The sequence below is a fragment of the Thioalkalivibrio denitrificans genome (genome assembly GCF_002000365.1).
Lineage (GTDB): Bacteria > Pseudomonadota > Gammaproteobacteria > Ectothiorhodospirales > Ectothiorhodospiraceae > Thioalkalivibrio_A > Thioalkalivibrio_A denitrificans.
Window position 1 is genome coordinate 55,490 of sequence record NZ_MVBK01000010.1, and the last position, 26,336, is coordinate 81,825.

Sequence of the window (26,336 nt, forward strand, 5' to 3'; positions counted from 1 at the left end):
GCCGCCGGCGTGTCTCAGTCGCGATTGCCCGGATCGTGCCGAATCGGTTCCAGGGACATGAGGTAGACTGCGATGGCACGGCGGTCCTCCGCCGTCAGGAAAGAGGTGCCGTCGTTGATCACGTCGGCCATGGAACTGCCGGCAAAATCGCCTTCCGGGTCCATGCCCATGTCCAGGTAACGCATGATGTGCCGGCCGCTCCAGCGGCCGATGCCGGTCTCGCGGTCCGGCGTGATATTGGGGACCACCTCGCCGTCGGGCAGACGCTGGCCGGCGAACAGCCGGTTCGGGTCGAGGCCCCCGGTGCGCGTACGGGGAGTGTGGCACTCGGCGCAGTGCGCCATGGCATTGGCCAGGTATGCCCCGCGGTTCCACTCGTCGGTCTCCGACTCCCGTGGCTGGAATTCTCCGGGGCGCAGGTGCAGGACGTTCCAGAAGCGCAGGCCGGGGCGAAAGCGGGCATACCATACCAGTTCGTGGGGCCGGTTCTCCCGTCGTACGGGTTCCACGGTCTGCAGATAGGCCCAGAGGGCCTCGACGTCCTCGCGCTTCATGCGGGTGTAGGACGTATACGGGAAGGCGGGGTAGTAATGCCGGCCGTCCGGCCCGCGCCCGTGCCGCAGGGCCCGTTCCAGATCATCCACCTTCCACTCCCCGATCCCGGTCTCGGGATCCGGGGTGATGTTGGCGCCGTAGAATGTGCCGAAGGGGCTTTCGATGGCCCGTCCCCCGGCCAGAAACGGGGCGTCGTCCTCCTTGGCGGTGTGACAGGAGACGCAGCCTGCGGCGCGCAGAGTGTACTCGCCGCGTTTGACCAGATCATCGTCCGCGGCACTGTCCGCCGCTGCCGTCGTCCAGAGCATCAGGAGACAGAGCAGCAGCGGCGCGGCCCATCGGTGCAACTTTATGATCTGTTGGACAAATACATCCATCGGGAGGATATCGGCGGGATGCCGGATGGATAGGGCGGCCGACCTGTCGTGAGTCGTGAAGTCTCCCGGTCCGCCTTCAGGCCGACCTGCAGTTGTCGGTATTGCGCAAGTCGACAGCCCGAGGCGAACCGGGAGACCACGATCCCTGATGAAACGTGCGGGCCACGGCCCGCACGGTCGGGATCAGTCGCGGTGCCGGAAGTCGTCGTGACAGGCCGTGCAGGACTGGCCCACTTCCCGGAAACGCGGCCCCAGATTGGCCTCGCCTGCCTCAATGGCCTCAAGGAGGCGCACGGCCGCCTGGTGGGTGTCCTCAGAGAGTTGCTCGTAGCGTTCCCAGTTCTCCCAGATGGCGGGCAGGGCATTGGTCTCACCGAAGTCGGTACCCTCGGGGAACAGGCCTGGAATGTCCCGGGACATGTCCACGATGAAGCGGGCATGCAGCGCGAGGTTGTCGCGATAGTCCTCCACACCGTCAACGATCACGGCCGCCAGCGAGGCCATGTTGCCGCCGATGGCACGCATGGCACCCTGGCGGTAGTCGATCTTCGCTTCAATCTCCTCGAACGCATGCACCTGGGCGGCTGCACCGAGCCCCAGTCCCAGTGTGAGCGCGATGCCGAAACACATTCCACGTACCAGCCGAGCCGGTTGCTGCATGGGATACCTCCTTGCTTGACGAAGCCTGAAATGGGTCAGGTTGCCGGAGGTGGGTGGCGCAGTTGCCGGTTGCCCCTCCCCGACGGATGGGATCGAAGAATGTCCGTATGCTGATGGACATCATTCTAACCCCATGATTCGTAGACTCAAGGGGATGCATTTGGTTCTCCGGTGGGTGCACTTGACGCAAAGCCGGTGGGGAAGGATAATGCGCCGCTTTCACGCGCCCGTAGCTCAGTTGGATAGAGTACCTGGCTACGAACCAGGTGGTCGGAGGTTCGAATCCTTCCGGGCGCACCGCCTTCGTGAAAGGCCCGCCCTCAAGGTGGGCCTTTTGTGTGTATGGCGCGCCCGGAGGCCTTGGTTCGAACCACTGTTCGATTAATCCGGCAGGACAGCCGAGCTGACATTGCGTCTGGCGCAATACCCCGGAGGGGCGAGGGCCATGGATGGCCCGAGTCATAAGCTCGGCAGGACAGCCGAGCTGACATTGCGTCTGGCGCAATACCCCGAAGGGGCGAGGGCCAAGGATGGCCCGAGTCAATCCTTCCGGTCCTGTCCGGTATTGTCCCTGAGCCATCGAGCAAACTGTGCTTCTGACAGTTGGCCGGCGGCCAGGTCCCAAACTGCCCTCGCGGCGGAGGCCTCGTCGGCCTTCATCGTCACGCCATTGCAGACCAGGAACACATAGGCGGCCAAGAAACCGACCCGCTTGTTGCCGTCGACGAACGGGTGGTTTCGGATGATGCCTGCCGCGTAGGCAGCGGCCAGTTCCGGCAGGTCCGGGGTTTCATAATGATGAAGCTGGAGCGGTCGGGCGAGTGCCGATTCCAGCAGGCCTTGGTCACGAATACCGGATTCGCCGCCATAGTCAGCCAGTACCCGCTCGTGGATTGCCCTGACCACGGAATCCGTGACCCAGCGCGGCTCCTTCATTCAGCGAGCGCTTTCAGCGTGTTCCGGTAGCGCCGCATCCCTTCCTCCGCAACCTTCATCTGGGCCTCGAACTCGGGGTCGTAGGGTGTGAGGCGGTAGCCGCCCTCCGGAGACTCCGTGAGTATCAGCCTGTCTCCGTCCTCGACATGCAGACGAGTGACCACCTCCCGCGGCAAGCGCACGCCGAGAGAGTTTCCGACCTTGACAATCTTGAGTTCGACCACGGGTTTGCCCTCATGACGTAACCACATATGTAACTACATCATGGAATGACCGCCTTGGCAAGACGGCTCCCACCGGGCGCTCCCCTTTCGCGCCCGTCCCGTTCGGCTGGCGGCATCAGGACGTTTCATGATGGGGCATTACCTTCACTCCATGAACCGACGCGGTGTCGGGGTATCATGGGAAGCCATACAGGCTTTTCTTTGCGCTCCGGAGGTACAGAAAGATGGCAGCTCGTGCGGGATGGGTGCTCGTGGTGGTGATGTGGGCGGGCGGTGTACAGGCCGGTGACGTGGAACCCACCGTGCTGGACGCCACGGAGGTCCACGTGCTGTTGGCGGGAAATACCATGTATGCAGAGACCCTTCTTCGTCGCTTCGCCGATGAACCGAACCGCGCCTTTCAGATTTACCTGCGCGAGGACGGCACGCTCACCATCCGGAACTTTGACGGAAACACCGACACGGGCCGATGGGAGGTCAGTGAGGAGGGGTGGTTCTGCAACCAGTATGAGCAGACCCGGCGCGGCATGCACAAGTGCTTCGAGGTGCGACGTATGAACGGGGTCTACCGACTGTGGGACATGGATGCGCGACGTTACGGCTCGGAGTTTGTCGTGCAGGACGGTAATCCCGAAGGCATGTGAACATGCCCTCGCGGTCCTCTGACGGACGTTCGCGCGAGGTTCGGATGCACGCGTTCGTCCGGCGGTAGGGCTCTGCCATGTGCGGCCGTTTTGTATCGAAAACAGACGCCGAGATGGAGCGCGCCTTCGGGCTGACGCGCTCCGGCTGGCGTAAGGGTTGGGCAGGGTTCAACGTGGCGCCTTCCCAGGCGGTACCCATCGTGCGCGCGGTGGACGGCGAGCGGGAAGGGGCGTTGGTGCGCTGGGGGCTGATTCCTTTTTGGGCGAAGGGCGAGGTGCCCCGGTACAGCACCATCAATGCCCGGGTGGAAACCATCGAGAAGGCAGCCAGCTACAGGGGGCCCTGGAAGCGCGGGCAGCGTTGCGTGATTCCGGCGCTGGGTTTCTATGAATGGAAGCAGTTGGAAAAGGGCAAGCAGCCCTGGTTCATTCGCGTCGCCGGCGGCATGCCCTTCGGCTTGCTGGGGCTCTGGGACCGCTCCACACGTGGCGACGGCGAGGTGATTGAATCCTGCACCATCATCACGCTGCCGGCCAATCCGCTCGTCGCGGAAATCCATGCCAAGGGGCGCATGCCTGCCATGCGTACGCCGGAGGAATGTGCGCACTGGCTTGAAGGTGAAGAGCACGCGGCAAGGGGGGTGCTGACGCCGTTCCCCGCCGCACGCATGGAAGCCTGGCCGGTGAGCAGAAAGGTCAACTCCCCGGCCAATGACGGGCCGGAGCTGGTCCAGCCTCTGGATGATGCCGAGGGGCCTGTGGTTTCTTCGTAGTCCGGCTCGACGCCGCGGGTCAGTCGTCCGTGCCTGTGCGGCCTGTGAGGATCAGATCCTCGAGGTCAGCGAGCGGCACCGGGTGGCCGAAGAGGTAGCCCTGGAAACACCGGCAGCCGCGAACGCTGAGGAAATCCAGCTGTTCCCGCGTTTCCACACCCTCAGCGATCACTTCCAGTCCAAGAGTCTTCGACAGGGAGATGATCATCTCGGCGATGGCTGCATCGTTGGGATCGAGCAGGAGGTCTCGCACGAATGACTGGTCGATCTTGAGCTTGGACAGGGGCAGACGCTTGAGATACGACAACGAGGAGTAACCGGTGCCGAAATCGTCCAGGGCGAAAGACACACCCAGTTCCCGCACCGTGTTCATGCGTTCGATGACCGCCTTGGTGTCGTCCAGCAGCAGGCTCTCGGTGAGTTCGAGCACCAGCTTGCCGGGAGGCGCTCCGGTCTGTTCGAGCACTGTGGTGAGTTCCCGGACGAAATCCGGGTGGCGGAACTGGTATGCGCTCACGTTGACGGCCAGGTCCAGTTGGGCACAGTCCGGGTTCTTGGCCCAGGCGGCCAGTTCCCGACACACGGACTCCAGTACCCAGTGGCCCAGCTCGGTGATCAGTCCGGTCTGTTCGGCCACAGGGATGAATTCCATGGGCGAGACCCTGCCACGTTCGGGGTGCTGCCAGCGGAGCAGGGCCTCGGCGCCCCGCACCTGACCCTGGTCGTCCACATAGGGCTGGTAGTGCAGGAAGAAGTCACGGTCGCGCAGGGCCTTGCGGAAATCCGCCTCCAGCGCGGCGCGCTCTTCGGCGGCACGATGCATCTCCGGAGCGAAAAAGCTCAGGGTATTGCGCCCGGCGGCCTTTGCCCGATACATGGCAAGGTCGGCCTGGCGCAGGAGTTCGTCCACGGTGGTGTTCTCCTGTCCGAAGAGGGTCACGCCGATGCTGGGCGTGCAGTGGCGCTCCCGCTTGTCCAGCCGGAAGGGTTCCTGAAGCAGGCCGATCAGCTTGCGGCCCAGGGCCTCGGCCTGTGTGGCGGCGCGCAGGGGATCCGGGTGCAGGTCGTTGAGCACCACCACGAATTCATCCCCGCCCAGGCGCGCCAGGGTGTCCGTCTGGCGCATGGTCCGGAGCATGCGCCTCGCCACCTGGCGCAACAGGTCGTCACCCACTTCGTGGCCCAGGGTGTCGTTGATGTCCTTGAAGTTGTCCAGATCGATGAACAGCACGGCGCCGTGCCCTTTGTTGCGATGCGCGGTGGCCATGGCCTGGTTCAGCCGGTCGTGCAGCAGGCTGCGGTTGGGCAGGGAAGTCAGGTTGTCGTAGAAGGCAAGCCGACGGATCTCTTCTTCCGCCGCCTTTCGCTCGGTGATGTCCACCAGGGTACCGAAGGTGGCGGATACCTGCTGATGCTCATCCAGACTGCTTCTCGCGTAGATACTGACCCATCGGGCACCGCCATCGCGGGTCACAATTCGGACTTCCTCGCGGTCGAACGGGATGTGTCCCTGGATCACCGGGGCGCAGAAGGCCTCGAGACATGGCTTGTCCTCGGAAAGGACGAACTCCGAGACGGGTCGGCCCAGGGACTCCTCCACCGTGAACCCGGTGAGTTCCGTCCAGGCCGGGTTCAGCATGGTCCAGCGTCCTTCGCCGTCCGTGCGGAAGATCACCTCGGAGATATGATCGAGCACCTCCCGGTAACGCGCCTCGCTTTGCTTCAGGGCTGCCTCGGCTTTGCGATGCACCGTCACGTCCAGGGTCAGGCCGCGAAGCACCGGGCGCTTGTCGCTGTCTGTGGCCGCGGAGACGATGTCCCGCAGCCAGATCCATTCTCCGCTTCCATGGCGGAAACGATAGTCAACCGGACGGGGATGGGCCGTGGCGGTGCGCCAGGCCTCACGCAGGTGCGGGAGGTCCGTCGGATGTATGAGCCGCTCACGGGATTGCGCGTCGTACATGCGCGAGGCGGGTATGCCAAGGATCGCGTGGGTATCGCCGCTCATAAATCGCCATTCGCCGGTCTGGGGATCGGCCTCCCAGATGATCGCTTCCGCGCCCTGCAGCAGGGTTTCCAGGCGGTCCACGGAACGGTTCAGTTGCAGGTTCTGCCGCTCCAGGCTCGAGTGTGACTGGTCCAGTTCCGCGGCCAGGGCATTGAGGCTGTGGGCCACGTCGCCCACTTCGTCATTGGTGCCCGCGGGGATGCGATAGCCCAGGTTGCCCGCCCGGATGGCCTGCGCCCCTTCCTTGAGGCGGCGCAGCCGGCCCGTGACCATCAACGCGAAGGTCACGGCCGCAAGCACGGACAGAAACAGCACCACCATGCCCAGGGTCACGTTGCGTCGACCCAGGGCCTCGGTGAGCGCGTCAGCGTATGTGGTGGCGTAGGCCACATGCAGGGCGCCGAGCCGCTGCCCCTCCAGTTCGATATCGCGGTTGATGCTGACCCGCCCCGGAACCACCTCGACTGGTGCGTCGCCGTGATGGAGTATGTCCGGCGGTGTCCCCACCCATGCCAGCCGGTGGCCCGCCGCGTCGGTGACCACGACATACTGCAGGTCGCGTTCTCCGGCGACCAGCCCGAGCACCTCCTGCAGTACCACCGGGTCACGGTAGGCAAGGCCCGGCACCAGGGCGCTCGTCATCAGGACGCTCTGCTGCTGCGCCGATCCCACCAGGAGCTGTGCATGACTGTTCTGGATCTCACGCGTCGTGTTCCACACGAGCACGGACACCATGGCGATCTGGATCAGGACCGCGCCGATGATGAGCTGCAGGGAGAATCGCAGGCGCATGGGTCAGGGAGTGTCCTGTGCCGGGGTCAGCTGACGGCGTGTCTCCGGGAGGATCGACCGGAAGCGTTCGTAATCGGCGGCCGATGCCGCCTTGTAGCCGGGGTAATAGGCCATGTGCGCGCGCACATTGTCGTCCTCCGCCCTGTCGGCCATGGCAATCAGGGCGTCGGTGATTCTGTCGCGCAGCTCCGGGGGCAGGCGCCGGTTCGCCAGGATGCCCACCGCCGGCAGCGGGTCCGTCTCGGAGAGGACACGCACCGGGTGGTTCTGGCTGATCTCCAGCCGGGCCATGTTGTTGGAGGCCATGGCGGCGTCTGCCAGTCCGCTGGTGATGGCGTGCACCGCGGCGTTGTGACTCGCGAAGCTGATGAATTCCGGGGCGGGGGCCTCTGGTGGCAACCGGCTCAGCAGGTATTCCTTGCCCGCGATGGTGATGAGGGCCTCGGGCGGCGGGGTGGCAATGCGTATTCCGGCCAGATCCGCGAGATCCCGGGCGGGATCACCCTCCGCCACCAGGTACGCGGTGGCCAGATTCTGGCGCGGCGAGGCCAGCACCTCGTAATGCCCCGAATCGAGGGCAATCGGCACGAAGTGGGGTGCGGTGAGGACCAGGTCGTAGGCGCCGGCCTCCATGCGCCGCACATGGGTGGCGAAGTCTCGTGCGCTTTCCAATGCAAACGTCCTGTCCAGTTGACTGCCGAGATAATCGGTCAGCGGGACGAAGCGATTGAACAGGAAAACCGGACTGCCGAAAGGCAATAGTCCAAACCGCAGGGGTGCGTCACGATCGTCAGCGACAACGGATGTGCCGGCCTGGGCCGGGGCGCTCACCAGGACCAGGGCCAGCAGGATCGCGAGCATCGCTGTGGCCCGATTCGCCTGACACAGGGAAAGCCAGGGGGCTGCGCAGCCCCCGGTCAATCTGTGCGCTTGAGTCGGCATTGCATACCCCTCGGTGAGCCGTCCCTGTTCAGGCGGACTCTATGGTTTCTTATGTATCTGCTTGATTGCTGAGTATGCCACCGGGTGCTGGCCGAGCACCTCGGGGCAACGGCGACAGCCGACAGACAGAGGGGAAAACTTGATGAATGACAGGATCGTCCGGGGCAGGAGGACAAACCACTGTGATCAGTGGTCGTGATCGCAGGGGATCGCCCGGTATGGTGTCTCGCGGATGCGGTCGTGCTCGTGCATGCGATAGTGCACGAAGCGGTCCACCTCGGTGAAGCACATGAACGGGTTGCCCTCGGCCTGTTCCTTCAGCGTGGAGGTGGGTTTCTCGGCGTAGTTGTGGCCCGGGTGGATGACGGTGTCTTCAGGCAGTCCCTCGCGCAGTCCCTTGAGGGTCTGGAACATCTGCTCCGGATCACCGCCGCTCAGGTCGCAGCGCCCGCAACCGAACACGAACAGGGTGTCGCCCGTGATCAGATCCCGGCCCAGGCGGTAACACGTGGAGCCCGGGGTGTGGCCGGGCGTATGCAGGGCTTCGATCTCGGTTTCGCCGACCCGGATGCGATCCCCGCCGTGATGAAGTTGCGGGCGCGCCAGCTGGCGGCCCCAGAATTGCGCTTCCGGCTTGAGCAGGTGAATGCGGGCATCGTGGGTGTCCAGGAGTTCGTCGATGCCGTTGATATGGTCGTGATGGCTGTGGGTGAGCAGGACGTCGGTGATGCGCACGCCGAGGCGTTGCGCCAGGGCGTTGATCTCGGGGACCTCCCAGGCCGGATCCACCACGGCGGCCGTGTCCGTGGCATGGTCGTGGATCAGGTAGATGAAGTTCTCCATGGGCCCCAGTTCCAGGGCATGGATGCTGTAGGGAGTCGGATTGCTCATGACGATGGCCCCTTGCCACAATGTTTGCGCAAAGGGTAGCAGACACCGCTGCCGCGAGTCTGCGCCGAACCCGGGGGCCGGAAGTACGGCCCCGGGCTGGTCAGGGTGGCTTCAGCTGAACGCGTGGCCGGGTGTGACGCCGATCTTCTTGAGGATCATCGCCAGAGGGCAGAAGCCCGTGAAGGCGGACTGCAGCAGGTTGAAGCCCACAAAGGCTGTGAGCCACAGCCAATGGATGCTGTGCACCTGGGACAGGACCAGGGTCAGCAGGATGACGGTGCCGGCAAACGCCAGGACGATTCGGTCGATGGTCATGGTCTCAGTCTCCATTGAGTATTAGTAATCCCTAATATACCTTTCCGCTCACCGATTCTCAATAGGCCGGTACTCCCGGGGCGCGCTCCCCGTGTATAGCTGGCGCGGCCGCCCGATGCGCGATTCCGGATCGTTTATCATCTCGTTCCAGTGGGTGATCCACCCGACGGTACGGGCCAGTGCGAAGATCACGGTGAACATGTTCAGGGGGATCCCCATGGCCCGCAGGATGATGCCCGAGTAGAAGTCCACGTTCGGGTAGAGCTTGCGTTCCACGAAGTACTCGTCCTCGGTTGCGATGCGCTCCAGCTCCAGGGCCACTTCAAAGAGCGGCTGGTTTTCCGCGCCCATCTCCGCCAGGAGCTCATGGCACATGGTGCGGATGATCTTGGCACGCGGATCATAGTTCTTGTAGACGCGGTGACCGAAACCCATGAGCCGGAACGGATCGTCCTTGTCCTTGGCGCGTCTGACATAGTGGTTGACGTCGTTGCCGCTGGCGACAATCTCTTCCAGCATGCTGATGACCTTCTCGTTGGCGCCGCCGTGCAGCGGGCCCCACAGTGAGGCGATGCCGGCGGACACGGCGGCAAACGGATTGGCCTCTGAGCTTCCCGACAGGCGCACGGTGGAGGTGGAGGCGTTCTGTTCGTGATCGGCGTGCAGAATCAGGATCAGGTCCAGTGCGCGCACAAACGTGGCGTTGGGCCTGTACTCTTCCGTGGGCACGGCGTACATCATCTTCAGGAAGTTTTCCGTGTAGCCCAGATTGTTGTCCGGGTACTGGAACGGCTGCCCCATGGCGTACTTGTAGGACCATGCCGCGATCGTGGGCATCTTGGAGATCAGCCGGTGTGCCGAAATCTCCCGGTGTCTCGGGTTATGCACATCGGTATTGTCATGGTAGAAGGCCGACAGTGCGCCTACCACGCCCACCATGATGGCCATGGGATGGGCGTCGTGGCGGAAACCGCCATAGAAGCGCTGAATGGCTTCATGGAGCATGGAGTGGCGCTTGATGATCCGGGAAAAGTTGCTCAACTGCTCCGAGGTGGGGAGTTCTCCGTAGAAGAGCAGGTAGCAGGTCTCGAGGTAGGTGCTGTGCTCGGCCAGCTGCTCGATGGGATAGCCCCGATACATGAGCACGCCCTCGTCGCCGTCAATGTAGGTGATGGCGCTCGAGCAGCTCGCGGTGGACATGAAGCCCGGATCGTAGGTGAAGTAGCCCAATTCGTTGTAGAGGGCCCGGATGTCCAGGGCGGCCGGGCCGTGCGTTCCCTCGTGGACAGGCAGTTCGACCTGCTTTCCCGTGGCATTGTCGGTAAGCGTGACTGTACGGGATGTCATGGGGGAGTTCCTCGTCGTGTGTCGGTGGATCGAAACCGGTCGGGCCGAACGCAATATTAGACCACAAAGGGCCCCCACCCTGCCGGATACCAGATTGTCTGAATCCGATCCTAGGCGCTTGTGTGGGGAATATCGATAGGGTCTGCTTAATAGTGATTATTAAGCTCGCCATCGTCGGTGGCAGTTCCATCCGGACCGGTCAGGAGTCGTGTTGGACCAGGCGGCGGGCGTGACCCGACCTATGGCGGCGCGGTCTTAGGGCGGCCTGTGGCCGCCGGCATCCCGGGTATGGAGAGGCTTCAGGGACTTCGTGTGGCGAAAGCGATGCGCCGTACGCCGCTGGTCTGCAGCACGGAGACCAGTTCGGCCACGGACTGGTAGGGCACGGAGGCGTCCGCGCCCAGGCGCACCACCAGTTGCGGCTCTTCGCGAAGGCGTTCCGAGAGCAGGCCGGGGAGGGCGTCGCGATGCACTGCCCGTTCCTCCAACATCAGCTTTCCGTCGGCATACAGCACCAGGTGGGCCACCTGCGGTTCCACGCCGGGCGATGCCTCGGCGCGGGGCAGGTCCACGTTGAGCGCCTGGGCGAAGATGGGCGCCGCGATGATGAACATCACCAGCAGCACCAGGATGACGTCCACCAGCGGGACCACGTTCATCTCCGAGAGCGGCTGATCCTCGTCGCCCAGCAGACCCCCGGCCATCAGCGAGCCCTCCCTTCGCTGCGGGCAATGCTGGCCACCGCCGCCGGGGTCTGCGCGGGGCGGGTCAGCGCGGCCAGCAGATACGAGGCATTACCCTCCAGCAGCACCATGATGCGCCGCAGGCGGCGCAGCAGCATGTTGTAGCCCACCACGGCGGGGATGGCGGTGAACAGGCCCGCGGCGGTGGCCACCAGGGCCTCGGCCACGGGGCCTGCGATCAGGTCCATGGAAATGGCCGCCCCGGCACCACCCAGGGCCTGCAGGGCATGCATGATGCCCCACACGGTACCCAGCAGGCCGATGAAAGGGGCCGTGTTGCCGATGGTGGCCAGGATGACCAGGCCGTTCTCCAGTTCGGTGCGCTGGGCCCGGACACGGTGGGCGGCGAGTTCCGAGAGGGCTTCGCGGGCGCCTTCTCCCCGCAGGGCGGCGCCTCGCAGGCTGTCCTGGATGTGACGCGTTGCGGTGTCCGGCTGGATAACCTCATCGGCCCCTTGTTGGGGGTTGAGGCTCAACTGGCGCGCCGCGGCGCGTTCCAGGCCGAGCGTGCGTCTTAACTGCACCGCCTTGTAGAGGATTACGCTCCAACTGATCAGCGACAGGGCGATCAGCAGCACGAACACACCGCGCACGATCCAGTCGGCCTGTCCCCACCACCCCAACCACATTGTCTCAGCCATCATCGGTCCCTTCTTTCGTCTTTATCTGTACGTTGCCGCGTCCGCCAATTGGAAGCGAATGGGCACCTCCACCGTTGCGGCCACGGGGCGGCCCATGCGCCGCGCGGGTTCGAAGCGCCAGCCGCTGACCGCCTCCCGCGCCGCGACATCGAGGATCCGGAAACCCGACCCTTCCCTGATCCGCACTTCCAGCGGAAGCCCCTGCGCGCTGACCTCGACTTCTAGACGCACCACACCTTCCATGCCGCGCCGCCGTGCCACCACGGGATACACCGGCTTGGGGTTATCCAGGTAGGCGGCGCCGGCGCTGGGCGGTGTGAAGGTCTCCGCTGGTGGTTCAGGGGGGCCCTCGGATACGGCCGCTGGCGTGGTTGCCGAAGCGGACTGTTCAGGTGTCGATTCGACAGCGGGTGCCGCGGCCTGCGTCGCGGGTGCGTGATCAGGCTGGGGAGCCGCCGGGCGCGGTTCCGGCTTGGGGTCGGGGAGCGGGTCCGGTACTGGCTCAGGTTCAGGCTCAGGTTCGGGTTCGGGTTCGGGCTCAGGCTCAGGCCCAGGTTCGGGCTCGCGCACAGGCTCAGGCACGGGTTCAGGCTCGGGTGGGGATTCCGGTTCCGGTACAGGTTCTGGCGCCGGCTCCGGCTCGGGGGGCGGGACGGCCTGCTCCGGTTCAACCACCGGCTGATCGGGCTCGGCATCCGCGAGGTCTGTCGATGTCGCCGGGCTGGCGTGGGACTCGGCAAGTTGCACCACCTCGAATCCGAATGCCGCCGGCGTGGCCTGCGGACCGCTCGTGGCACCCCATACCAACAGGGCCGCGAATGCGGCATGCACGGCTGTTGCGCCCGCAACCGCCAGGCACTTTGCGCGACCCCCGGCAACGGCGGGTTCATCGGTGGGTGGTGAGATACGCGGGTTATACCGGCCCATGGAGGCGTCATGGTGATCTGAAGGGTTCTTGCGCGGGTGGTTAACCCACCATGAATGCCAAAGTCGTGCCAATCGCGGAAAGTGGCCACACCGCCCCGTTGCGCATGTTCGGCATGGGAGGGTTGGGGAGATTCACCGGGCATTTGGCGCGGCAAGTGCGCCATATGCCACACAGGCCCGTCCATTCCATCGCGTCCGGTGTGTTCGCAAAGGCGGCCGGCCTTCGCACGAGGTCCCGAATCCGGGTGGGCGTTCCGGCGTAACGACGGCAGCCGACCGCGCGGAGCCCGGATCGGGGGGCGCCGGGGGCGTCAGGGATAGACGAGTGTGACGATGGCCACGGCCACGATGCTCAGGCCGATGATCTGGCGCAGATGCGTCCTGCGTGCCAGTTGCGTGAGGCGGGCGGCGAACACCCCGGCCACGGCGACGCCGGGCAGGGTGCCGAGGCCGAACGCGAACATCATCATGGCGCTCTGCAGGACGTCGCCGATGGTCAGGGTCCAGATCAGCATGGAGTAGACCAGGCCGCACGGCAGCCAACCCCAGGCGACACCGAAGAGCAGGGCGTGCAGCGGCGACGAGACGGGCAGGAGCCGACGCCCGAGGGGTTCCACACGGCGCCAGATGGGCACGCCGATACGCTCGATTTGTGCGAAGCGGGGAAACCACCCCGCCAGGTAGAGGCCGATCCCGGCGAGCACACTCGCCGCCAGGATGCGTGCCGCCATGTGCACCCACCCGACGTCTCCGATGCCGCGCAGCAGGGCGGTGCCCACGATGCCGGTGATGGCGCCGGCCACCGCATAGCTGCCCGTTCGGCCGAGGCCATAGGCGACCACGTGGGTGACCAGCCGCGGCGGGCTTTCCCGCACCTTGGCGGGCAGACTCAAGGTCAGGGCGCCGCTGATGGCCCCGCACATGCCGAGGCAGTGCAGGGTACTGGCGAGTCCGATGAGGAAGGCGGCGGCGAGTGTGAGTTCCACGAGGCTTTCAGGTGGCGGTCGGGCGGGCCGGGATCAGTATCGCGAGGCTTGTCGGATCGCGAAAGGATCGGGGTTCCCGCCCAGTCTCGCACACTTGCAGGTCGGGCATCAGCCCGGGATGCGGGCCGAAGTCGCCGCGCGCCTGTTCAGTTGATGGCGTACTTCTTCAGCCGATACTGAAGCGTATCCCTGCTCAACCCGAGCAGGCGCGCGGCGCGGGTGCGGTTGCCCAGTGTCTTGTGCAGCGCCTGACGGATCAGGTCCGCTTCGAGCTGCGCCAGGTGGATGCCCTGCTCGGGCAGGGCAAACCCCTTCGACGCACCGTTGACGGGGCGTTCGACGAACTCGCGGGGCAGGTTGTCGGCGTGGATCGGGCGCCCGCTCAAAAGGATGAGCAGGCGTTCGCAGAAGTTGCGCAGTTCACGCACGTTGCCGGGCCAGTGATAGCGTGTCAGCACCTGGAGGGCGTCCGGTTGATAGCGGGGCGGAGCCAGGCTGTGCTGCTGCGCGAGCGCATCGGTCAGGTGGTGCAAGAGGACAGGCACGTCCCCCTGCCGCTCGCGCAGGGGCGGAAGTTCCAGAGGCACCACGTTCAGGCGGAAGAACAGGTCCTCGCGGAAACGGCCGGCACGAACCTCCTTGTGGAGATCACGGTTCGTGGCGGCGATGATCCTCACGTCGACCTTCTCCGGTGACGCCTGTCCGATCGCCTGGAGTTCGCCGCTTTCAAGAAACCGCAGCAGCTTTGCCTGGCATGCCAGGGGCAGCTCCCCGATCTCGTCCAGGAACAGGGTGCCGCCGGCCGCGGCCTGTATCCGGCCCGGCTGGTTGTTGAGCGCCCCGGTGAATGCCCCGCGGCGATGCCCGAACAGTTCCGATTCGATCAGCTGTTCCGGCAATGCGGCGCAGTTGATAGTGGCCATGGGGGCATGACGGCGGGGGCTGGCGCCGTGAATGGCGCGGGCCATCAGCTCCTTGCCGGTGCCGCTCTCGCCCTGGATGAGCACGGTGACGTCCACCTGCGCGACCACACGCGCGGCGTTGATGACGGCCCGCAGTTGCGGGGATTCACCAATGAGCAATTTATCGAAGTCGTTGTTCATGCTCGTCTCCGGTTTCAGGCAACCCATCGACAGGGGCCACGTTCGGCGGTTTCCCGGTGCCGCCCATGTCGGGTAACTACATGATTATTTGGACAGGCTTTGGGGTTAAGCATACCGGCCGCTGCAAGTCATAGACTTGATAACGGTCATGGGATTGCGTTGGATCAGGGCGGTGGTCGACAGGCACAAAAAAGGCGACTCCGGGGGATCGGAGTCGCCTTTTCCGCGGGATTGCGTGGTGGGCGGTAGTGGGATCGAACCACTGACCCCTGCCGTGTGAAGGCAGTGCTCTACCGCTGAGCTAACCGCCCCGGGAAGCGGCAAATCATAATCGTGACAAAGGGTTCCGTCAATGGCGGTGGCGGGGTTCTCAGTTCGCCTGCGGGGCTTCTCGCGCACCGGCGGCGCCTTCCTCCTCCTCAATCCAACGCTGCACGGCCTCGATGGAGGCATTGGTCGAGCGGAAGACGTACTTCTCGCCGATTACGTCATACAGGCCGGTGCGTTTCATCAAGTCCAGAACCTGGGCCTTGATGCCGGCGATCACCAGCGTCATGTCGCGCTCCCGCAGGCGGCGCGCCAGCTGGCGGATGGCTTCTTCCCCGGATGCGTCGATCTCGTTGATGCCCTTGGCCACGATCACCAGGTAGCGCGCGTCCGGGTGTCTGGCCGCCAGGTTGAGGACGATATCCTCGAAGTACGCCACGTTGGCGAAATACAGGGAGCCGTCGAAGCGCATGATGCAGTACTTCTCGGTGGTTTCCAGGCCGTAAAGCTGCGCGTCGCGCAGGGTGCCGTCCTCGTAGCGCGCCAACTCGGACACCCGGGGATGCATGCGACGGTACAGGAACAGCACGATGGCCAGCCCCGCACCTGCGATGATGCCGAGGTCGAGATTCGGGGCCACCGCCAGCGTGGCGATGAAGGTCACCACCGCCGCAATGCCGTCGTGCCGGTGAGCCTGCCACGCATGGTGGATGGCCTTGAAGTTCACCAGTCCGATTACGGCCATCATGATGATGGCGGCGAGTACCGCCTGGGGCAGGTGGTACAGCAGCGGTGTCAGGAACAGGAGCGTTACGAGCACCACCATGGCCGTGATCACGGACGACAGGCCGGAACGCGCGCCCGATGTGAGGTTGACCGCGGATCGGGAGAACGATCCGCTCACAGGGTATGCCTGGCTTACGCTGCCGACGATATTGGCGAGGCCCTGACCCACCAGTTCCTTGTTGGGGTCCAGCCGCTGGCCGGTCTTCGCGGCCATGGCCTTGGCGATGGCGATGGCCTCGGTGAACCCCACGAGGGCGATGATGAAGGCGGACGTGATCAGTGCGGTCAACGTGTTCCAGCCGAAACTCGGCATGCTCAGGCTTGGCATGCCCTGGGGAACATGGCCCACCACGGCGCCGCCCCCGTCGAGCATCAGCCGGTCCTCTGTGGAGCCGGCGATGCGCCATCTCGGGCCATGGGGTGTGGCGTCTTCGGGTAGGGCGCCGACCTGGTAATACACGCCCGGCTCGCCCCGCACCGCGCGGAGTTCCACCTGGCGCAGCCGGCGCTCCAGCAGTTCGGCGCGGTCGCGGGTCTCCACCGCCTCGAGGCGGGTAAGGTCGATATGGTGGCGCAGGTTCAGGGCCTCCACACCCGAAAAGGCGCGAAGTTCCTGCTCCATGCTGCGTATGGCATCCTCGATGGCGTCGGCACGCTGATCGTAGAGACGCGCATCACGCACCAGTTCGCGAATGTCCGCATCGGCCACCGCGTCCAGGGCAATCTCCTGCTTGCGTTCGAAGCCGATGCCCCAGCTGATCAGGATGGATACGGCGACCACCAGCAGGATGCCCGGCAACCGCGGGAAGTGGCGCTTCAGCAGCCACATGGCCGCAATGGCCCCGAGGCCCATGAGCAAGGTGGGCAGATGGGTGTCGCCGATGCGCAGCAGCATGTTCCAGATGTTGATGAGGAACGCGCTGTCGGTGTCCAGAGGCAGGCCGAAGAGCTTGTTGAGCTGAGACAGACCGATGATGATGGCGGCGGCATTGGTGAAGCCCACGATCACCGGGTGGGAGATGAAGCTGACGAGGGCGCCCATGCGGAACAGACCCAGCGACAGCTGGATCACGCCCACGAGCAGGGCCAGCACGATGGCCAGTGCTATGTAATCCGCGGACCCCTCCGCGGCCAGGGGTATCAGCGCGGTGGCTGTCAGCAGCGACACCACGGCCACCGGTCCCGTGGCCAGCTGATTCGACGAACCCCAGAGGGCGGCCACCAGCACCGGCAGGAATGAGGCGTACAGCCCGTACACGGGCGGCAACCCCGCCAACTGGGCGTAGGCCATGGACTGGGGCACCAACACCAGAGCCACCGCGATGCCGGCCATGAGGTCGGCACGCACGTTGTCCCTTCTCATGGGGAACCAGTCGAGAAACGGGAGGAATCGTTTGATCATGTGGCTGTTCGGGTTCCTTTAAGATCCTGTACGTCCAGGCACGGCGGTGCCCTTTATCCAGAGCGCGGCCCATTGTTCCACCGGCACCGCAGATTACGCGGACAGACCTCTGGCTGTGCCCTCACCAGGACTTGCGATGCTTGGGCGCCTACCCGGCCTGCCTCGCAGGCATAGGACGGCCGTGCACGGTCGTGGGACAGCGGGCGCGCCCGCCCCTATGGCTACGCTTCTCCTGGAAGACGACGGCGCCAGACTGGCCGGAAGGCCACAATCATTCGCGATCGTTGGTGAGATACACGGGCCACCCGTACGCGGAGTCCCGCCTCACCCGACCATACTGCAGGACAGGGACGCGCTATATTATCAAATTCTGATCCTTCGGGAATCACCGGGCAGTTGAAACCGGGGGACTGATGCTCCCCGCGGACAGCGGCGTCGGGTTGAGGAGTTGGCAGATGGCGGAATACCTGTTCGTGTACGGAACGCTTCTGGGAGAGGCGCCGGACCCGACGGTAAACCGGGTGGTGCGGCAGTTCTGCGAGGACGCCGGTGCGGCAACCGTCGCCGGACGCTTGTACCGGCTCGGTTGGTATCCCGGGCTGGTCCCCGGCAGGGGTGATGGTTCCGGGCGCATCAGCGGTCGGTTGTTGCGTGTCAGGGCGCCGAAACAATGTTGGCCGGTGCTGGACGCCTACGAGGGATGTGATCCGGAGGCGCCGGGGCGCAGCGAGTTTGTGCGCAGGAAGCTGAAGGTCAGCCCGGCATCGGGTAATGCGGACATCGACGCCTGGACCTACGTCTACACCGGCCCGCTGAGTCGCGGCGAACCCATCGACCGCTGGCCAACGTAGTCTGGTATTTGACTGCGCGTTTCAACCACGAAGCGCACGAAGCACACGAAGATTTTTATGGAATGATGGATCTGGTGGTCACTGCCTGCATGGGCAATTGACCCGTCTATCCGGGACATGGAAAGTCCACCTTTATGACTCTCGCAAAGCCGCGAAGCCCGCCAAGAAGACCGTAAGTCTTACAAAACCCTCCTCTTGAAAGAGCCAATCATTCCTTTGCGGGCTTCGCGCCTTCGCGAGAGGAATGTCCTTTTCTTCGTGTGCTTCGTGCGCTTCGTGGTTAAAACGCCGTTGGGGTTCGCATGGCTCACCCCAACCTACGCACGGCGATATGTCCGTTCCACGTAGGCGTCCACCAGGGCTTGGAATTCTTCGGCGATGTGATCGCCCTTGAGGGTGACGGTCTTTGCGCCGTCTTCGTAGACGGGGGCCACGGGGACTTCGCCGGTGCCGGGGAGGCTGATGCCGATGTTGGCGTGCTTGCTCTCGCCGGGGCCGTTGACCACGCAGCCCATCACCGCCACGGTCATCTCTTCCACGCCCGGATGAGTCTTGCGCCACTCGGGCATGCGGTGGCGGATGTAAGTCTGGATGTCCTGCGCGAGCTGCTGGAAGTACTCGCTGGTGGTGCGTCCGCAGCCGGGGCAGGCAACCACCGAGGGCAGAAAGCTGCGGATGCCCATGCTCTGCAGGATCTCCTGGGCGACGATCACCTCCTGTGTCCGGTCACCGCCCGGTTCCGGGGTGAGCGAGATGCGGATGGTGTCGCCGATGCCCTGTTGCAGCAGCACGGCCAGCGCTGCCGTCGAGGCCACGATGCCCTTGACGCCCATGCCGGCTTCCGTGAGCCCCAGGTGCAGGGGATAGTCGCAGCGTGCGGCGAGATCCGTGTAGACACGGATCAGGGGCTGCACACCGCTCATCTTGCACGAGAGAATGATCCGGTCGTGGGGCAGGCCGATCTCTTCGGCCCGTGCCGCGCTGTCCAGCGCCGAGGTGATCAGCGCCTCGCGGGTCACGTCCTCCAGCTCCATGGGTTCGGCCCGTGCGGCGTTTTCATCCAGCAGGCGCGCCAGCAGATCCTGGTCCAGGCTGCCCCAGTTCACGCCGATGCGCACGGGCTTGTCGTAACGGCAGGCGATCTCGATCATCTGCGCGAACTGGGTGTCGCGCTTCGCCCCGCGGCCCACGTTGCCCGGGTTGATGCGCAGCTTGGCCAATGCCTCGGCGCAGGCGGGGTGTTTCGCGAGCAGCTTGTGCCCGTTGAAGTGAAAATCCCCCACCAGTGGGACGTTCAGGCCCAGGGCGTCCAGCCTCTCGCGGATTTCGGGTACCGCGGCAGCGGCCTGTTCATTGTTTACCGTCACCCGCACCAGCTCCGAACCGGCACGCGCCAGTTCCGCCACCTGCACCACCGTGCGCATCACGTCGGCGGTGTCGGTGTTGGTCATGGACTGGACGGCGACGGGCGCATCGCCGCCCACGGTGACGGGGCCGATGCGAACAGGGATGGTCTTGTGACGCCGGGGATGAGTGGTCATGGAAATCCGGGAGGCGAGAACGTCAATAACCCATTCTAACGCATGCAGGGCTCAGGGAGCGGGGCCTGTCGGCTTGTCGTTCACATCGAAAGCTGCAGGATCAGCGTTGCCACGGAGAAATACATGAGGATACCGGCGATATCCACAACGGAGGTGATCAGCGGTGCGCTGGCGGTGGCCGGGTCCAGGCGGAAGCGGGCCAGCATGAAGGGCAGCAGCATGCCGATCATGCTGCCGATGACGACCACCAGCACCATGGAGATGGCCACCGCCAGCCCCACCTGCGGACCCCCCAGCCAGACGCCCGCCGCCCAGACCGCCAGGCCCATGGTGAGCCCGAGTGAGAAGGCCACCAGCATTTCCTTGCCCCACAGTTTCAGCCAGTCGCGCACCTGTACGTCGCCGGTGGCGAGGGCGCGCACCATGAGCGTGGATGCCTGCGCGCCGGCGTTGCCGCCCGAGGCGATGATCATGGGTAGGAAGAAGACCAGTGCCACCACCTGTTCGATGGCTGCCTCGAAGATGCCGATGGCCGCGCCGGCAAACATGTTCACGAATACCAGGATGATCAGCCAGCCGATGCGCTTGCGATAGAGCAGGGTGGTGGTGGCTTCCTTGATGCTCAGGTTGAGGACACCCACGGAGCCCATCTTCTGGAAGTCCTCGGTGGTCTCTTCCTCCACCACGTCCATGATGTCGTCGACGGTGATGATTCCCGCAATCCGGCCCACGGAATCCACCACGGGCAGGACTTCCAGGTCGTAGTGGCGTATCAGCCGCGCGGCCTCCTCCTGATCCTCGTCCGCGGGGATGCTGATCACGTCCGGTTGCATGAGCGTGTCCAGGGTTGCGGAAGGGCGCCCCAGCAGCAGGTCCTGCAACCGCACCCATCCCACGATCTGTCCATTGTCGCTGGTCACGAACAGGGAACTCAGAGTCTCTCCCTCCTCGGCCTGGCGGCGCACGTGGTCGAGACACTGGCGCACGTCCCACTCCGGACGCAGCGCGACAAACTGCGGTGTCATCAGGCGCCCGGCGCTGTCCTCCGGATAGGAGAGCAGTGTCTGGAGGACTTCCTGGTCTTCCCGAGGCAGCATGTCCATGAGCAGTTCGGTGTGCTCGTCGGGAAGTTCTTCAAGCAGTGCCGCGGCGTCATCGTAGGAAAGCTGCCCGATAATCTCGGCTTTCTCGTCATCGCTGAGATCATCGAGCAGTTGGGTCTGTTGTTCAGTCGACAGATAGGCGTAAACGGAGGCCGCACGTTCGGGAGGCAGGCGGTTGAGCAGGGCAGTCCAGTGAGTGCGTTCGAGGGTGGGCAGGACCTTGGCCACGTCAGGATCGGCCATCCCCTCAAGGATGGAATCCACGGACTCCCAGTCTTGCGCCGCCACGAGGGCCGCGATGTCCGGGGTTTCAGCCTGATCGGTAGTGGCGTTGTCTGTCATCGGTTGCCTTGCTTCAGTTCAGTTCGACTGACCATCGCTTGAAGTGTCGATGTTTGCCTACGGTATCGGGATATGCAGCAGCCACACGGCGATACTGAAGTAGATCAGGATGCCGCCAAGGTCCGCGACCGATGTCACCAGCGGGGCGCTGGCAGTGGCCGGGTCCAGACGCACTCGCGTGAGGATGAACGGGAGCAGCATGCCCACCAGGCTGCCCATGACCACCACGCCGGTCATGGCCAGTGCCACCACCACCGCGATCTCGGGTCCGCCCCGCCACAGGCCAAGCGCGGAGACTGCCAGGGCCATGGTGACACCGAGGCTGACGGCGACTGCCAGCTCCTTGCCCAGCAGGCGCAGCCAGTCGGGCAGCTCCACGTCGCCGGTCGCCAGTGCCCGGATCATGAGCGTGGCAGACTGCGCGCCGGCGTTACCGCCACTGTCGATGATCAGCGGCAGGAAGAACACCAGCACCACCAGGGCCTCGATGGTTTCCTCGTACTGTGAAATAAGAAACCCGCCGATGAGGTTCAGGAACACGAGGCCCAGAAGCCATCCGATGCGCTTGCGGTACAGCAGCGAAGGACGGGCATCGCGCAGGCTCAGATTGACGAGGCCCACGCCGCCGATTCTGTGGAAGTCCTCGGTGGCTTCCTCTTCCACAACGTCCATGACGTCATCGACCGTAACAATACCGAGCAGCACATTGTCTTCGTCTACCACCGGTAGAACTTCCAGGTCATAGTGCTGCATGAGGCGTGCGGCCTCCGCACGCTCGGCCGTGGCATTGAGGCTGATCACCGGGCCCTGCGAGAGCGTTTCGACCGGGTCCTTCGGACGTCCGCGCACGAAGCGTTCCAATGGGATGCCCGCCACGAGATGGCGCTCCTCGTCAGTGAGGAACACGACGTGTACGGGTTCACCCCGTTCCTTCTGCGTGCGCATGTACTCAAGGCAGCGTTCAACGGTCCAGTCGGAACGCACCGAGACAAACTGGGGCGTCATCAGACGCCCGACGCTGTTGTCGGGATAGCCAAGGAGTGTCAGGGCGCGGCGGATGGCGCGAAACGGCAGGAGACGCAGCAGGCGACGCACTTCATCCCTGGGCAGATCCTCGAGCAGCGCCGTGAGGTCGTCGGGCAGCATCTCCGAGAGGATGTGGCGCGCATCATCCGCGGAGATGTGCGCCAGCAACTGGTACTGATAATGGGGATCGAGGTAGGAGAACACGTCCACCTTGCGCCCGCGCGGCAGGGCGGCGAATACCCGGGGGATCTGCGTTTCGTCCAGTTCCATGAGCGCATGGGCGATGTCCTGGATGCGCATCAGGTCCAGGAGATCACGCAGGCGCGATGGGTCCTCTCGCTCCAGCAGTTCGCGGATCTCGATGAGGTAATGCTCGAACTCGTTTTCCATGCCTCGATCTCCAGATTGGAGGGCGCAGGAAGGCTCGTGACGTCAGGCCGAGGGACAGCGCGACGCTCGTGTCCGGCGGCGGAAGAACATCGCTGCCGAACGGGCCGATCTCTTGGAAACCGGGGATCCGGGGCGCCCGAAGGGCTTGGTGCGCCAGGATTCTCCGCCTCCGCCTGCTCTTGCCTGCGGGAAACGGGCCTGGACGTTGAGGGGTCTAGGCGGGGCTTACCGCAAGGCGTAGTCAGTTAAGGTACAACTGGAACTTTCCAAGGTAACGTGACCTCTCGTATCAAACAGGGCCGATTATATAGTGACGCCTTGGAGGGTCAAGTGAGCGCCGGGTTTGCGGGTCTAACGGTAGGTATGCGGCGATAGGGGGAACGGGGTGGAAGTAAGAAGTGGGAATGTGGAAGTAGGAAGAAAGTCACTCTTTTGAAGGATAGGGGAATGGCGCCGCTTCGAGACGGGCACTGGATGGGATACACCTCATGTCTGCAATCGCACAAACGCCTGCCCGGGAGAACCTGATCCGCCTGGAAGACGTGTGCCGGTGTTTTCGCGAGGGTGAACATGCCCGGTGCGTGCTGGAGGGCGTCAGTGCGGGTGTCGCGGCGGGGGAGGTGGTCGCCCTGCTGGGGCGCAGCGGTTCGGGCAAGTCCACCCTGCTCAATCTCATTGCCGGCATCGACCTGCCGGATTCGGGGCGCGTGGTGGTGGACGGGCGGGATATCGCCGCCATGGATGAGCATACCCGCACGCTGTTCCGGCGCCACCGGATCGGATTCATCTACCAGTTTTTCAACCTGATATCGACGCTGACGGTGGCGGAGAACGTGGCGTTGCCCCTGGAACTGACGGGGCAGGCGGACAGTGGCCGGGTGCGCGATCTGTTGCAGCAGGTGGGTCTGGCGGACCGGGCCGATGAAGATCCGGATCGGCTGTCCGGCGGAGAGCAGCAGCGCGTGGCGCTGGCCCGGGCTCTGATCCACGAGCCGGCCGTGCTGCTGGCCGACGAACCCACGGGCAACCTGGACGCCGAGTCGGGCGAACAGGTGATGCAATTATTAACGCGCATGGTCCGCGAGCGCGGCGCCACGTTGGTACTGGTGACCCACAGCGCCGAGGTCGCGGCCGTGGCGGACCGGGTCTGGCGCCTCGCCGATGGTCACATCACCGATGAGGAGCACGTGCCGGCATGACCCTGCCTGCCCGCGCCCTGTGGCGAGACGCCCGGCGCCATCCCTGGCAGTGGATCCTGGCCGTGCTCGGGGTGGCGCTGGGCGTGGCCGTGGTGGTGGCGGTGGACATCGCCAACCACAGCGCGTCGCGGGCCTTCGGCCTGTCGCTGGAGGCGGTCTCGGGACGCGCCACCCACCAGATCCTGCCCTCGGGCCCGGCCGGGCTCGACGAGCGCCTGTTCACGGAGCTTCGCCTGGGCGGCGTTCGCCCCAGTGCGCCGGTGGTGGAGGGGCACGCGCGCATCCGCGGCGAGACGTTCACGCTGCTCGGACTGGAGCCGTTTTCGGAGGGCCCCTTCCGGGAGCACCTGGCGGGGTTCCTGGATGCCGATGTGCGCGGCCTCATGGTGGGCCGTAACCGGCTGGCGCTGAGCGAGGGGCTGGCGCAACGTCTGGGTGTGCTGGAGGACGACACCGTGACGCTGACGGTGCCGGCCGGTGAGGTGGTGCTCACTGTGTCCGCGGTGCTCAGCAACGGGGCACCGGGACTCGACGGCGTGCTGCTTACGGACATTGCCACGGCCCAGGAACTGCTGGAGCGCGTGGGCCGCCTGGATCGCATCGACCTGATTTTTCCGCGAGACGCTGTTCCGGACAAGGCGCTCGCCGACCTGTTGCCGGAGGGCGTTCGCGTGGAGGAGGCCGGTGCCCGGGAGGCGTCCGCCCGGCAGCTCACCCGGGCCTTCCACATCAACCTGACCGCCATGAGCCTGTTGGCCCTGCTGGTGGGCGGTTTTCTTATTTACAACACGCTCATGTTCGCCGTGCTTCGCCGCCGACCGCTGCTGGCGGCATTGCGGGCGCTGGGCGTAACCCGCGGGGGCGTGTTCCGCCTGGTCATGACCGAAGCGCTGGTACTCGCCCTGCTGGGCGGTATACCCGGGTTGCTGCTGGGCGTGCTCATCGGGCAGGGGCTCGTGCAGATGGTGACCCGCACCATCAACGATCTGTATTTCGTGCTGGCGGTGACCGCCTTGCACGTGCCTGTCTGGCTGCTGGTGAAGGGGCTGGCGCTGGGGGTGGGCGCTGCGCTGATTGCCGCGCTGGGTCCTGCCCTGGAGGCGGCGCGCACCCGGCCGCGGGAGGGCATGCGGCGCTCCTCCCGTGAACGTCGCGCCGGATCGCTGGCGCCCTGGCTCGCAGCGGCGGGGATCGTGCTGATCCTACTGGGCTACGCGCTGGTGGGGTTCAGCACCCGCGGTCTGGTGATTGGATTCGTGGCCCTGTTCTTCATGATCATCGGCTACAGCCTGCTGGTGCCTTTTGCGGTGCGGAGCATCTCCCGGCTGCTTGGCCGACCCATGGGTGCGGTGCTCGGTGCGCCCGGACGACTGGCAGCCCGCGGGCTGGGTGCCGCGCTGAGCCGCACCGGTGTGGCGGTGGCGGCGCTGACGGTCGCCGTGTCGGCTACCGTGGGTGTGGGTGTGATGGTGGACAGCTTTCGCACCACCGTGCAGGTGTGGCTGGGGCATACATTGCAGAGCCATATCTATGTGAACTCCGCGGCCCCCGGCGACGCGCAGGCCGGCTCGCTGTTGCCGCCGGGCGTCGTGGAGCGGGTGGCGGCGCTGCCTGAGGTGGCCGCCTTCAGCACCGGGCGGCGTTTTAAGGTGGCATCCGACCTGGGGCCGGTGGAACTGTTCGTGCTCAAGCCCGCGCCCGCCAGTTACGAGGGCTTCCGGTTCCGTGCCGGAGACCCGGCGCGTGCCTGGTCCGCCTGGCGGGCGGGCGAGGCGGTGCTGGTGTCGGAACCCTTCGCCTGGCGTTACGGGGTGTCGGTGGGTGATGCGCTGACCTTGCACACCCCCGGAGGTGATCGATTGTTCAGCATCGAGGGCGTGTATCAGGATTACGGGTCCCAGCGAGGCGTTGTGCTGATCCCACGGGACGTGTTCCGGGAACACTGGGACGTACGCACCGAAGGGACACAGGGCGTGTACCTTGCCGACGGCGTGTCCGTGGAAGCCGGTGCCGCGGCGATTCGCGCCGCGCTCGCCGATCTGCCGGAACCGGTTCTGGTCACTTCCGCAGCGGAGATCCGCGAGACCTCCATGACCATCTTCGACCGCACGTTTGCCATTACGCACGTGCTGCGCATGCTCACCGTGGGCGTGGCCTTTGTGGGCATTCTGAGCGCGCTCATGGCGCTGCAGTTCGAGCGTGCCCGGGAGTTCGGGGTGTTGCGCGCCACCGGCATGACGCCGGGTCAGGTCACCGGGCTGGTGAGTCTTCAGGGCGCCCTGCTGGGTCTCGCCGCCGGACTGCTGGCCATTCCGTTGGGCCTGATGATGGCCGACGTGCTCATCGACGTGATCAATCGTCGTTCGTTCGGCTGGAGCATGGTGCGCACTGTGCCGGCGCCTGTGCTGCTGGAAGGCGTCCTGCTCGCGGTGGGTGCCGCGCTGCTGGCGGGGCTGCGGCCCGCGTGGCAAACGGGCCGGGCGCGGCCGGCGGATGCGTTGAGGGAAGAGTGATGGAAGTGGGAAGTGTGAATTGGGAAGTGAGAAGGGCCCCCACCCTGGCCCT

The 26,336-nt window shown here is 65.0% G+C and carries 23 protein-coding genes and 2 tRNA genes; 6 read left to right on the top strand and 19 right to left on the bottom strand.

What is annotated here, in order from left to right; genetic code table 11:
* Positions 1 to 14: 14 nt before the first annotated feature.
* Complete coding sequence (locus B1C78_RS02100; protein WP_245795275.1) at positions 15 to 863, bottom strand: cytochrome c; 849 nt, start codon at positions 861 to 863, stop codon at positions 15 to 17.
* 252 nt (positions 864 to 1,115) lie between these two features.
* Entirely contained in the window at positions 1,116 to 1,592 is a 477-nt protein-coding gene (locus tag B1C78_RS02105) for a c-type cytochrome (protein WP_077277484.1), read from the bottom strand.
* Between the two features lie 223 nt (positions 1,593 to 1,815).
* Between B1C78_RS02105 and B1C78_RS02110 the strand changes: the two genes are divergently transcribed.
* Positions 1,816 to 1,889 (top strand) — tRNA-Arg (locus B1C78_RS02110).
* Between the two features lie 243 nt (positions 1,890 to 2,132).
* Here the strand turns inward: B1C78_RS02110 and B1C78_RS02115 are convergent.
* Positions 2,133 to 2,528: a type II toxin-antitoxin system death-on-curing family toxin gene (locus B1C78_RS02115; RefSeq protein WP_077277485.1), complete on the bottom strand. Its 396-nt coding sequence runs from the start codon at positions 2,526 to 2,528 to the stop codon at positions 2,133 to 2,135.
* Positions 2,525 to 2,752 carry an AbrB/MazE/SpoVT family DNA-binding domain-containing protein gene (locus tag B1C78_RS02120; protein ID WP_077277511.1) on the bottom strand — a complete coding sequence of 76 codons (228 nt, stop codon included), beginning with the start codon at positions 2,750 to 2,752 and terminating at the stop codon, positions 2,525 to 2,527. The genes B1C78_RS02115 and B1C78_RS02120 overlap by 4 nt, the downstream gene beginning before the upstream one ends.
* 224 nt (positions 2,753 to 2,976) lie before the next feature.
* Between B1C78_RS02120 and B1C78_RS02125 the strand changes: the two genes are divergently transcribed.
* A complete protein-coding gene (locus tag B1C78_RS02125; protein WP_077277486.1) occupies positions 2,977 to 3,396 on the top strand; it encodes a hypothetical protein in 420 nt (139 codons plus the stop codon).
* Positions 3,397 to 3,473: 77 nt separating this feature from the next.
* Positions 3,474 to 4,169: an SOS response-associated peptidase gene (locus B1C78_RS02130; RefSeq protein WP_077277487.1), complete on the top strand. Its 696-nt coding sequence runs from the start codon at positions 3,474 to 3,476 to the stop codon at positions 4,167 to 4,169.
* Positions 4,170 to 4,188: 19 nt separating this feature from the next.
* Here the strand turns inward: B1C78_RS02130 and B1C78_RS02135 are convergent, their stop codons facing one another.
* The 12 genes from B1C78_RS02135 to B1C78_RS02190 all read right to left on the bottom strand — a co-directional run bounded on the left by B1C78_RS02135 (position 4,189) and on the right by B1C78_RS02190 (position 17,319).
* The gene (locus B1C78_RS02135; RefSeq protein ID WP_077277488.1) at positions 4,189 to 6,969 is read right to left on the bottom strand and encodes an EAL domain-containing protein; all 2,781 of its coding nucleotides are present in this window, start codon (positions 6,967 to 6,969) and stop codon (positions 4,189 to 4,191) included.
* A gap of 3 nt (positions 6,970 to 6,972) precedes the next feature.
* Entirely contained in the window at positions 6,973 to 7,830 is an 858-nt protein-coding gene (locus tag B1C78_RS02140; protein WP_175628205.1) for a phosphate/phosphite/phosphonate ABC transporter substrate-binding protein, read from the bottom strand.
* A 267-nt stretch (positions 7,831 to 8,097) separates the two neighbouring features.
* Positions 8,098 to 8,802 (bottom strand): MBL fold metallo-hydrolase, encoded by a 705-nt coding sequence (locus B1C78_RS02145; protein ID WP_077277490.1) that lies wholly within the window; start codon positions 8,800 to 8,802, stop codon positions 8,098 to 8,100.
* A 111-nt stretch (positions 8,803 to 8,913) separates the two neighbouring features.
* The gene (locus tag B1C78_RS02150) at positions 8,914 to 9,117 is read right to left on the bottom strand and encodes a YgaP family membrane protein (RefSeq protein WP_077277512.1); all 204 of its coding nucleotides are present in this window, start codon (positions 9,115 to 9,117) and stop codon (positions 8,914 to 8,916) included.
* Between the two features lie 48 nt (positions 9,118 to 9,165).
* On the bottom strand, positions 9,166 to 10,464 hold the full coding sequence (locus tag B1C78_RS02155) for a citrate synthase (RefSeq protein ID WP_077277491.1): 1,299 nt from the start codon (positions 10,462 to 10,464) through the stop codon (positions 9,166 to 9,168).
* A gap of 299 nt (positions 10,465 to 10,763) precedes the next feature.
* Positions 10,764 to 11,168 carry an ExbD/TolR family protein gene (locus B1C78_RS02160; RefSeq protein ID WP_077277492.1) on the bottom strand — a complete coding sequence of 135 codons (405 nt, stop codon included), beginning with the start codon at positions 11,166 to 11,168 and terminating at the stop codon, positions 10,764 to 10,766.
* A complete protein-coding gene (locus B1C78_RS02165; protein WP_245795273.1) occupies positions 11,168 to 11,851 on the bottom strand; it encodes a MotA/TolQ/ExbB proton channel family protein in 684 nt (227 codons plus the stop codon). Before B1C78_RS02165 ends, B1C78_RS02160 begins: the two co-directional genes overlap by 1 nt.
* 18 nt (positions 11,852 to 11,869) lie before the next feature.
* Positions 11,870 to 12,679, bottom strand: a complete 810-nt coding sequence (locus B1C78_RS02170; RefSeq protein ID WP_245795274.1) for an energy transducer TonB — start codon at positions 12,677 to 12,679, stop codon at positions 11,870 to 11,872.
* 407 nt (positions 12,680 to 13,086) lie between these two features.
* Entirely contained in the window at positions 13,087 to 13,761 is a 675-nt protein-coding gene (locus B1C78_RS02175) for a sulfite exporter TauE/SafE family protein (protein WP_077277494.1), read from the bottom strand.
* Between the two features lie 146 nt (positions 13,762 to 13,907).
* Entirely contained in the window at positions 13,908 to 14,864 is a 957-nt protein-coding gene (locus tag B1C78_RS02180) for a sigma-54 interaction domain-containing protein (RefSeq protein WP_077277495.1), read from the bottom strand.
* A 236-nt stretch (positions 14,865 to 15,100) separates the two neighbouring features.
* Positions 15,101 to 15,175 (bottom strand) — tRNA-Val (locus tag B1C78_RS02185).
* A 59-nt stretch (positions 15,176 to 15,234) separates the two neighbouring features.
* Positions 15,235 to 17,319, bottom strand: a complete 2,085-nt coding sequence (locus B1C78_RS02190) for a SulP family inorganic anion transporter (protein ID WP_077277496.1) — start codon at positions 17,317 to 17,319, stop codon at positions 15,235 to 15,237.
* Between the two features lie 455 nt (positions 17,320 to 17,774).
* On the opposite strand from B1C78_RS02190, the gene B1C78_RS02195 reads away from it, so the two are divergent.
* Entirely contained in the window at positions 17,775 to 18,170 is a 396-nt protein-coding gene (locus tag B1C78_RS02195; protein ID WP_077277497.1) for a gamma-glutamylcyclotransferase family protein, read from the top strand.
* Positions 18,171 to 18,487: 317 nt separating this feature from the next.
* On the opposite strand, the gene ispG is transcribed toward B1C78_RS02195, so the two are convergent.
* From ispG to mgtE (B1C78_RS02210), 3 genes are all read right to left on the bottom strand, one after another.
* On the bottom strand, positions 18,488 to 19,711 hold the full coding sequence (ispG, locus tag B1C78_RS02200) for a flavodoxin-dependent (E)-4-hydroxy-3-methylbut-2-enyl-diphosphate synthase (protein WP_077277498.1): 1,224 nt from the start codon (positions 19,709 to 19,711) through the stop codon (positions 18,488 to 18,490).
* A gap of 80 nt (positions 19,712 to 19,791) precedes the next feature.
* Positions 19,792 to 21,156: a magnesium transporter gene (gene mgtE, locus B1C78_RS02205; RefSeq protein ID WP_077277499.1), complete on the bottom strand. Its 1,365-nt coding sequence runs from the start codon at positions 21,154 to 21,156 to the stop codon at positions 19,792 to 19,794.
* 57 nt (positions 21,157 to 21,213) lie between these two features.
* Positions 21,214 to 22,572, bottom strand: coding sequence for a magnesium transporter (mgtE, locus tag B1C78_RS02210; protein WP_077277500.1), 1,359 nt, complete (start codon positions 22,570 to 22,572; stop codon positions 21,214 to 21,216).
* A 488-nt stretch (positions 22,573 to 23,060) separates the two neighbouring features.
* Here mgtE (B1C78_RS02210) and B1C78_RS02215 point away from each other — a divergent pair, with 488 nt between their 5' ends.
* Both B1C78_RS02215 and B1C78_RS02220 read left to right on the top strand, forming a co-directional pair.
* Complete coding sequence (locus B1C78_RS02215; protein WP_077277501.1) at positions 23,061 to 23,771, top strand: ABC transporter ATP-binding protein; 711 nt, start codon at positions 23,061 to 23,063, stop codon at positions 23,769 to 23,771.
* Positions 23,768 to 26,284 carry an ABC transporter permease gene (locus B1C78_RS02220; RefSeq protein WP_077277502.1) on the top strand — a complete coding sequence of 839 codons (2,517 nt, stop codon included), beginning with the start codon at positions 23,768 to 23,770 and terminating at the stop codon, positions 26,282 to 26,284. Before B1C78_RS02215 ends, B1C78_RS02220 begins: the two co-directional genes overlap by 4 nt.
* Positions 26,285 to 26,336 lie beyond the last annotated feature (52 nt).

Excerpts from the sequence above, each read along its gene's own strand:
- B1C78_RS02100 (WP_245795275.1), bottom strand. The coding sequence starts at position 863 with ATGCTCTGGACGACGGCAGCGGCGGACAGTGCCGCGGACGATGATCTG.
- B1C78_RS02105 (WP_077277484.1), bottom strand. The coding sequence starts at position 1,592 with ATGCAGCAACCGGCTCGGCTGGTACGTGGAATGTGTTTCGGCATCGCG.
- B1C78_RS02115 (WP_077277485.1), bottom strand. The coding sequence starts at position 2,528 with ATGAAGGAGCCGCGCTGGGTCACGGATTCCGTGGTCAGGGCAATCCAC.
- B1C78_RS02125 (WP_077277486.1), top strand. The coding sequence starts at position 2,977 with ATGGCAGCTCGTGCGGGATGGGTGCTCGTGGTGGTGATGTGGGCGGGC.
- B1C78_RS02130 (WP_077277487.1), top strand. The coding sequence starts at position 3,474 with ATGTGCGGCCGTTTTGTATCGAAAACAGACGCCGAGATGGAGCGCGCC.
- B1C78_RS02135 (WP_077277488.1), bottom strand. The coding sequence starts at position 6,969 with ATGCGCCTGCGATTCTCCCTGCAGCTCATCATCGGCGCGGTCCTGATC.
- B1C78_RS02140 (WP_175628205.1), bottom strand. The coding sequence starts at position 7,830 with ATGCTCGCGATCCTGCTGGCCCTGGTCCTGGTGAGCGCCCCGGCCCAG.
- B1C78_RS02145 (WP_077277490.1), bottom strand. The coding sequence starts at position 8,802 with ATGAGCAATCCGACTCCCTACAGCATCCATGCCCTGGAACTGGGGCCC.
- B1C78_RS02150 (WP_077277512.1), bottom strand. The coding sequence starts at position 9,117 with ATGACCATCGACCGAATCGTCCTGGCGTTTGCCGGCACCGTCATCCTG.
- B1C78_RS02155 (WP_077277491.1), bottom strand. The coding sequence starts at position 10,464 with ATGACATCCCGTACAGTCACGCTTACCGACAATGCCACGGGAAAGCAG.
- B1C78_RS02160 (WP_077277492.1), bottom strand. The coding sequence starts at position 11,168 with ATGGCCGGGGGTCTGCTGGGCGACGAGGATCAGCCGCTCTCGGAGATG.
- B1C78_RS02165 (WP_245795273.1), bottom strand. The coding sequence starts at position 11,851 with ATGATGGCTGAGACAATGTGGTTGGGGTGGTGGGGACAGGCCGACTGG.
- B1C78_RS02180 (WP_077277495.1), bottom strand. The coding sequence starts at position 14,864 with ATGAACAACGACTTCGATAAATTGCTCATTGGTGAATCCCCGCAACTG.
- B1C78_RS02190 (WP_077277496.1), bottom strand. The coding sequence starts at position 17,319 with ATGATCAAACGATTCCTCCCGTTTCTCGACTGGTTCCCCATGAGAAGG.
- B1C78_RS02195 (WP_077277497.1), top strand. The coding sequence starts at position 17,775 with ATGGCGGAATACCTGTTCGTGTACGGAACGCTTCTGGGAGAGGCGCCG.
- ispG (WP_077277498.1), bottom strand. The coding sequence starts at position 19,711 with ATGACCACTCATCCCCGGCGTCACAAGACCATCCCTGTTCGCATCGGC.
- mgtE (WP_077277499.1), bottom strand. The coding sequence starts at position 21,156 with ATGACAGACAACGCCACTACCGATCAGGCTGAAACCCCGGACATCGCG.
- mgtE (WP_077277500.1), bottom strand. The coding sequence starts at position 22,572 with ATGGAAAACGAGTTCGAGCATTACCTCATCGAGATCCGCGAACTGCTG.
- B1C78_RS02215 (WP_077277501.1), top strand. The coding sequence starts at position 23,061 with ATGTCTGCAATCGCACAAACGCCTGCCCGGGAGAACCTGATCCGCCTG.
- B1C78_RS02220 (WP_077277502.1), top strand. The coding sequence starts at position 23,768 with ATGACCCTGCCTGCCCGCGCCCTGTGGCGAGACGCCCGGCGCCATCCC.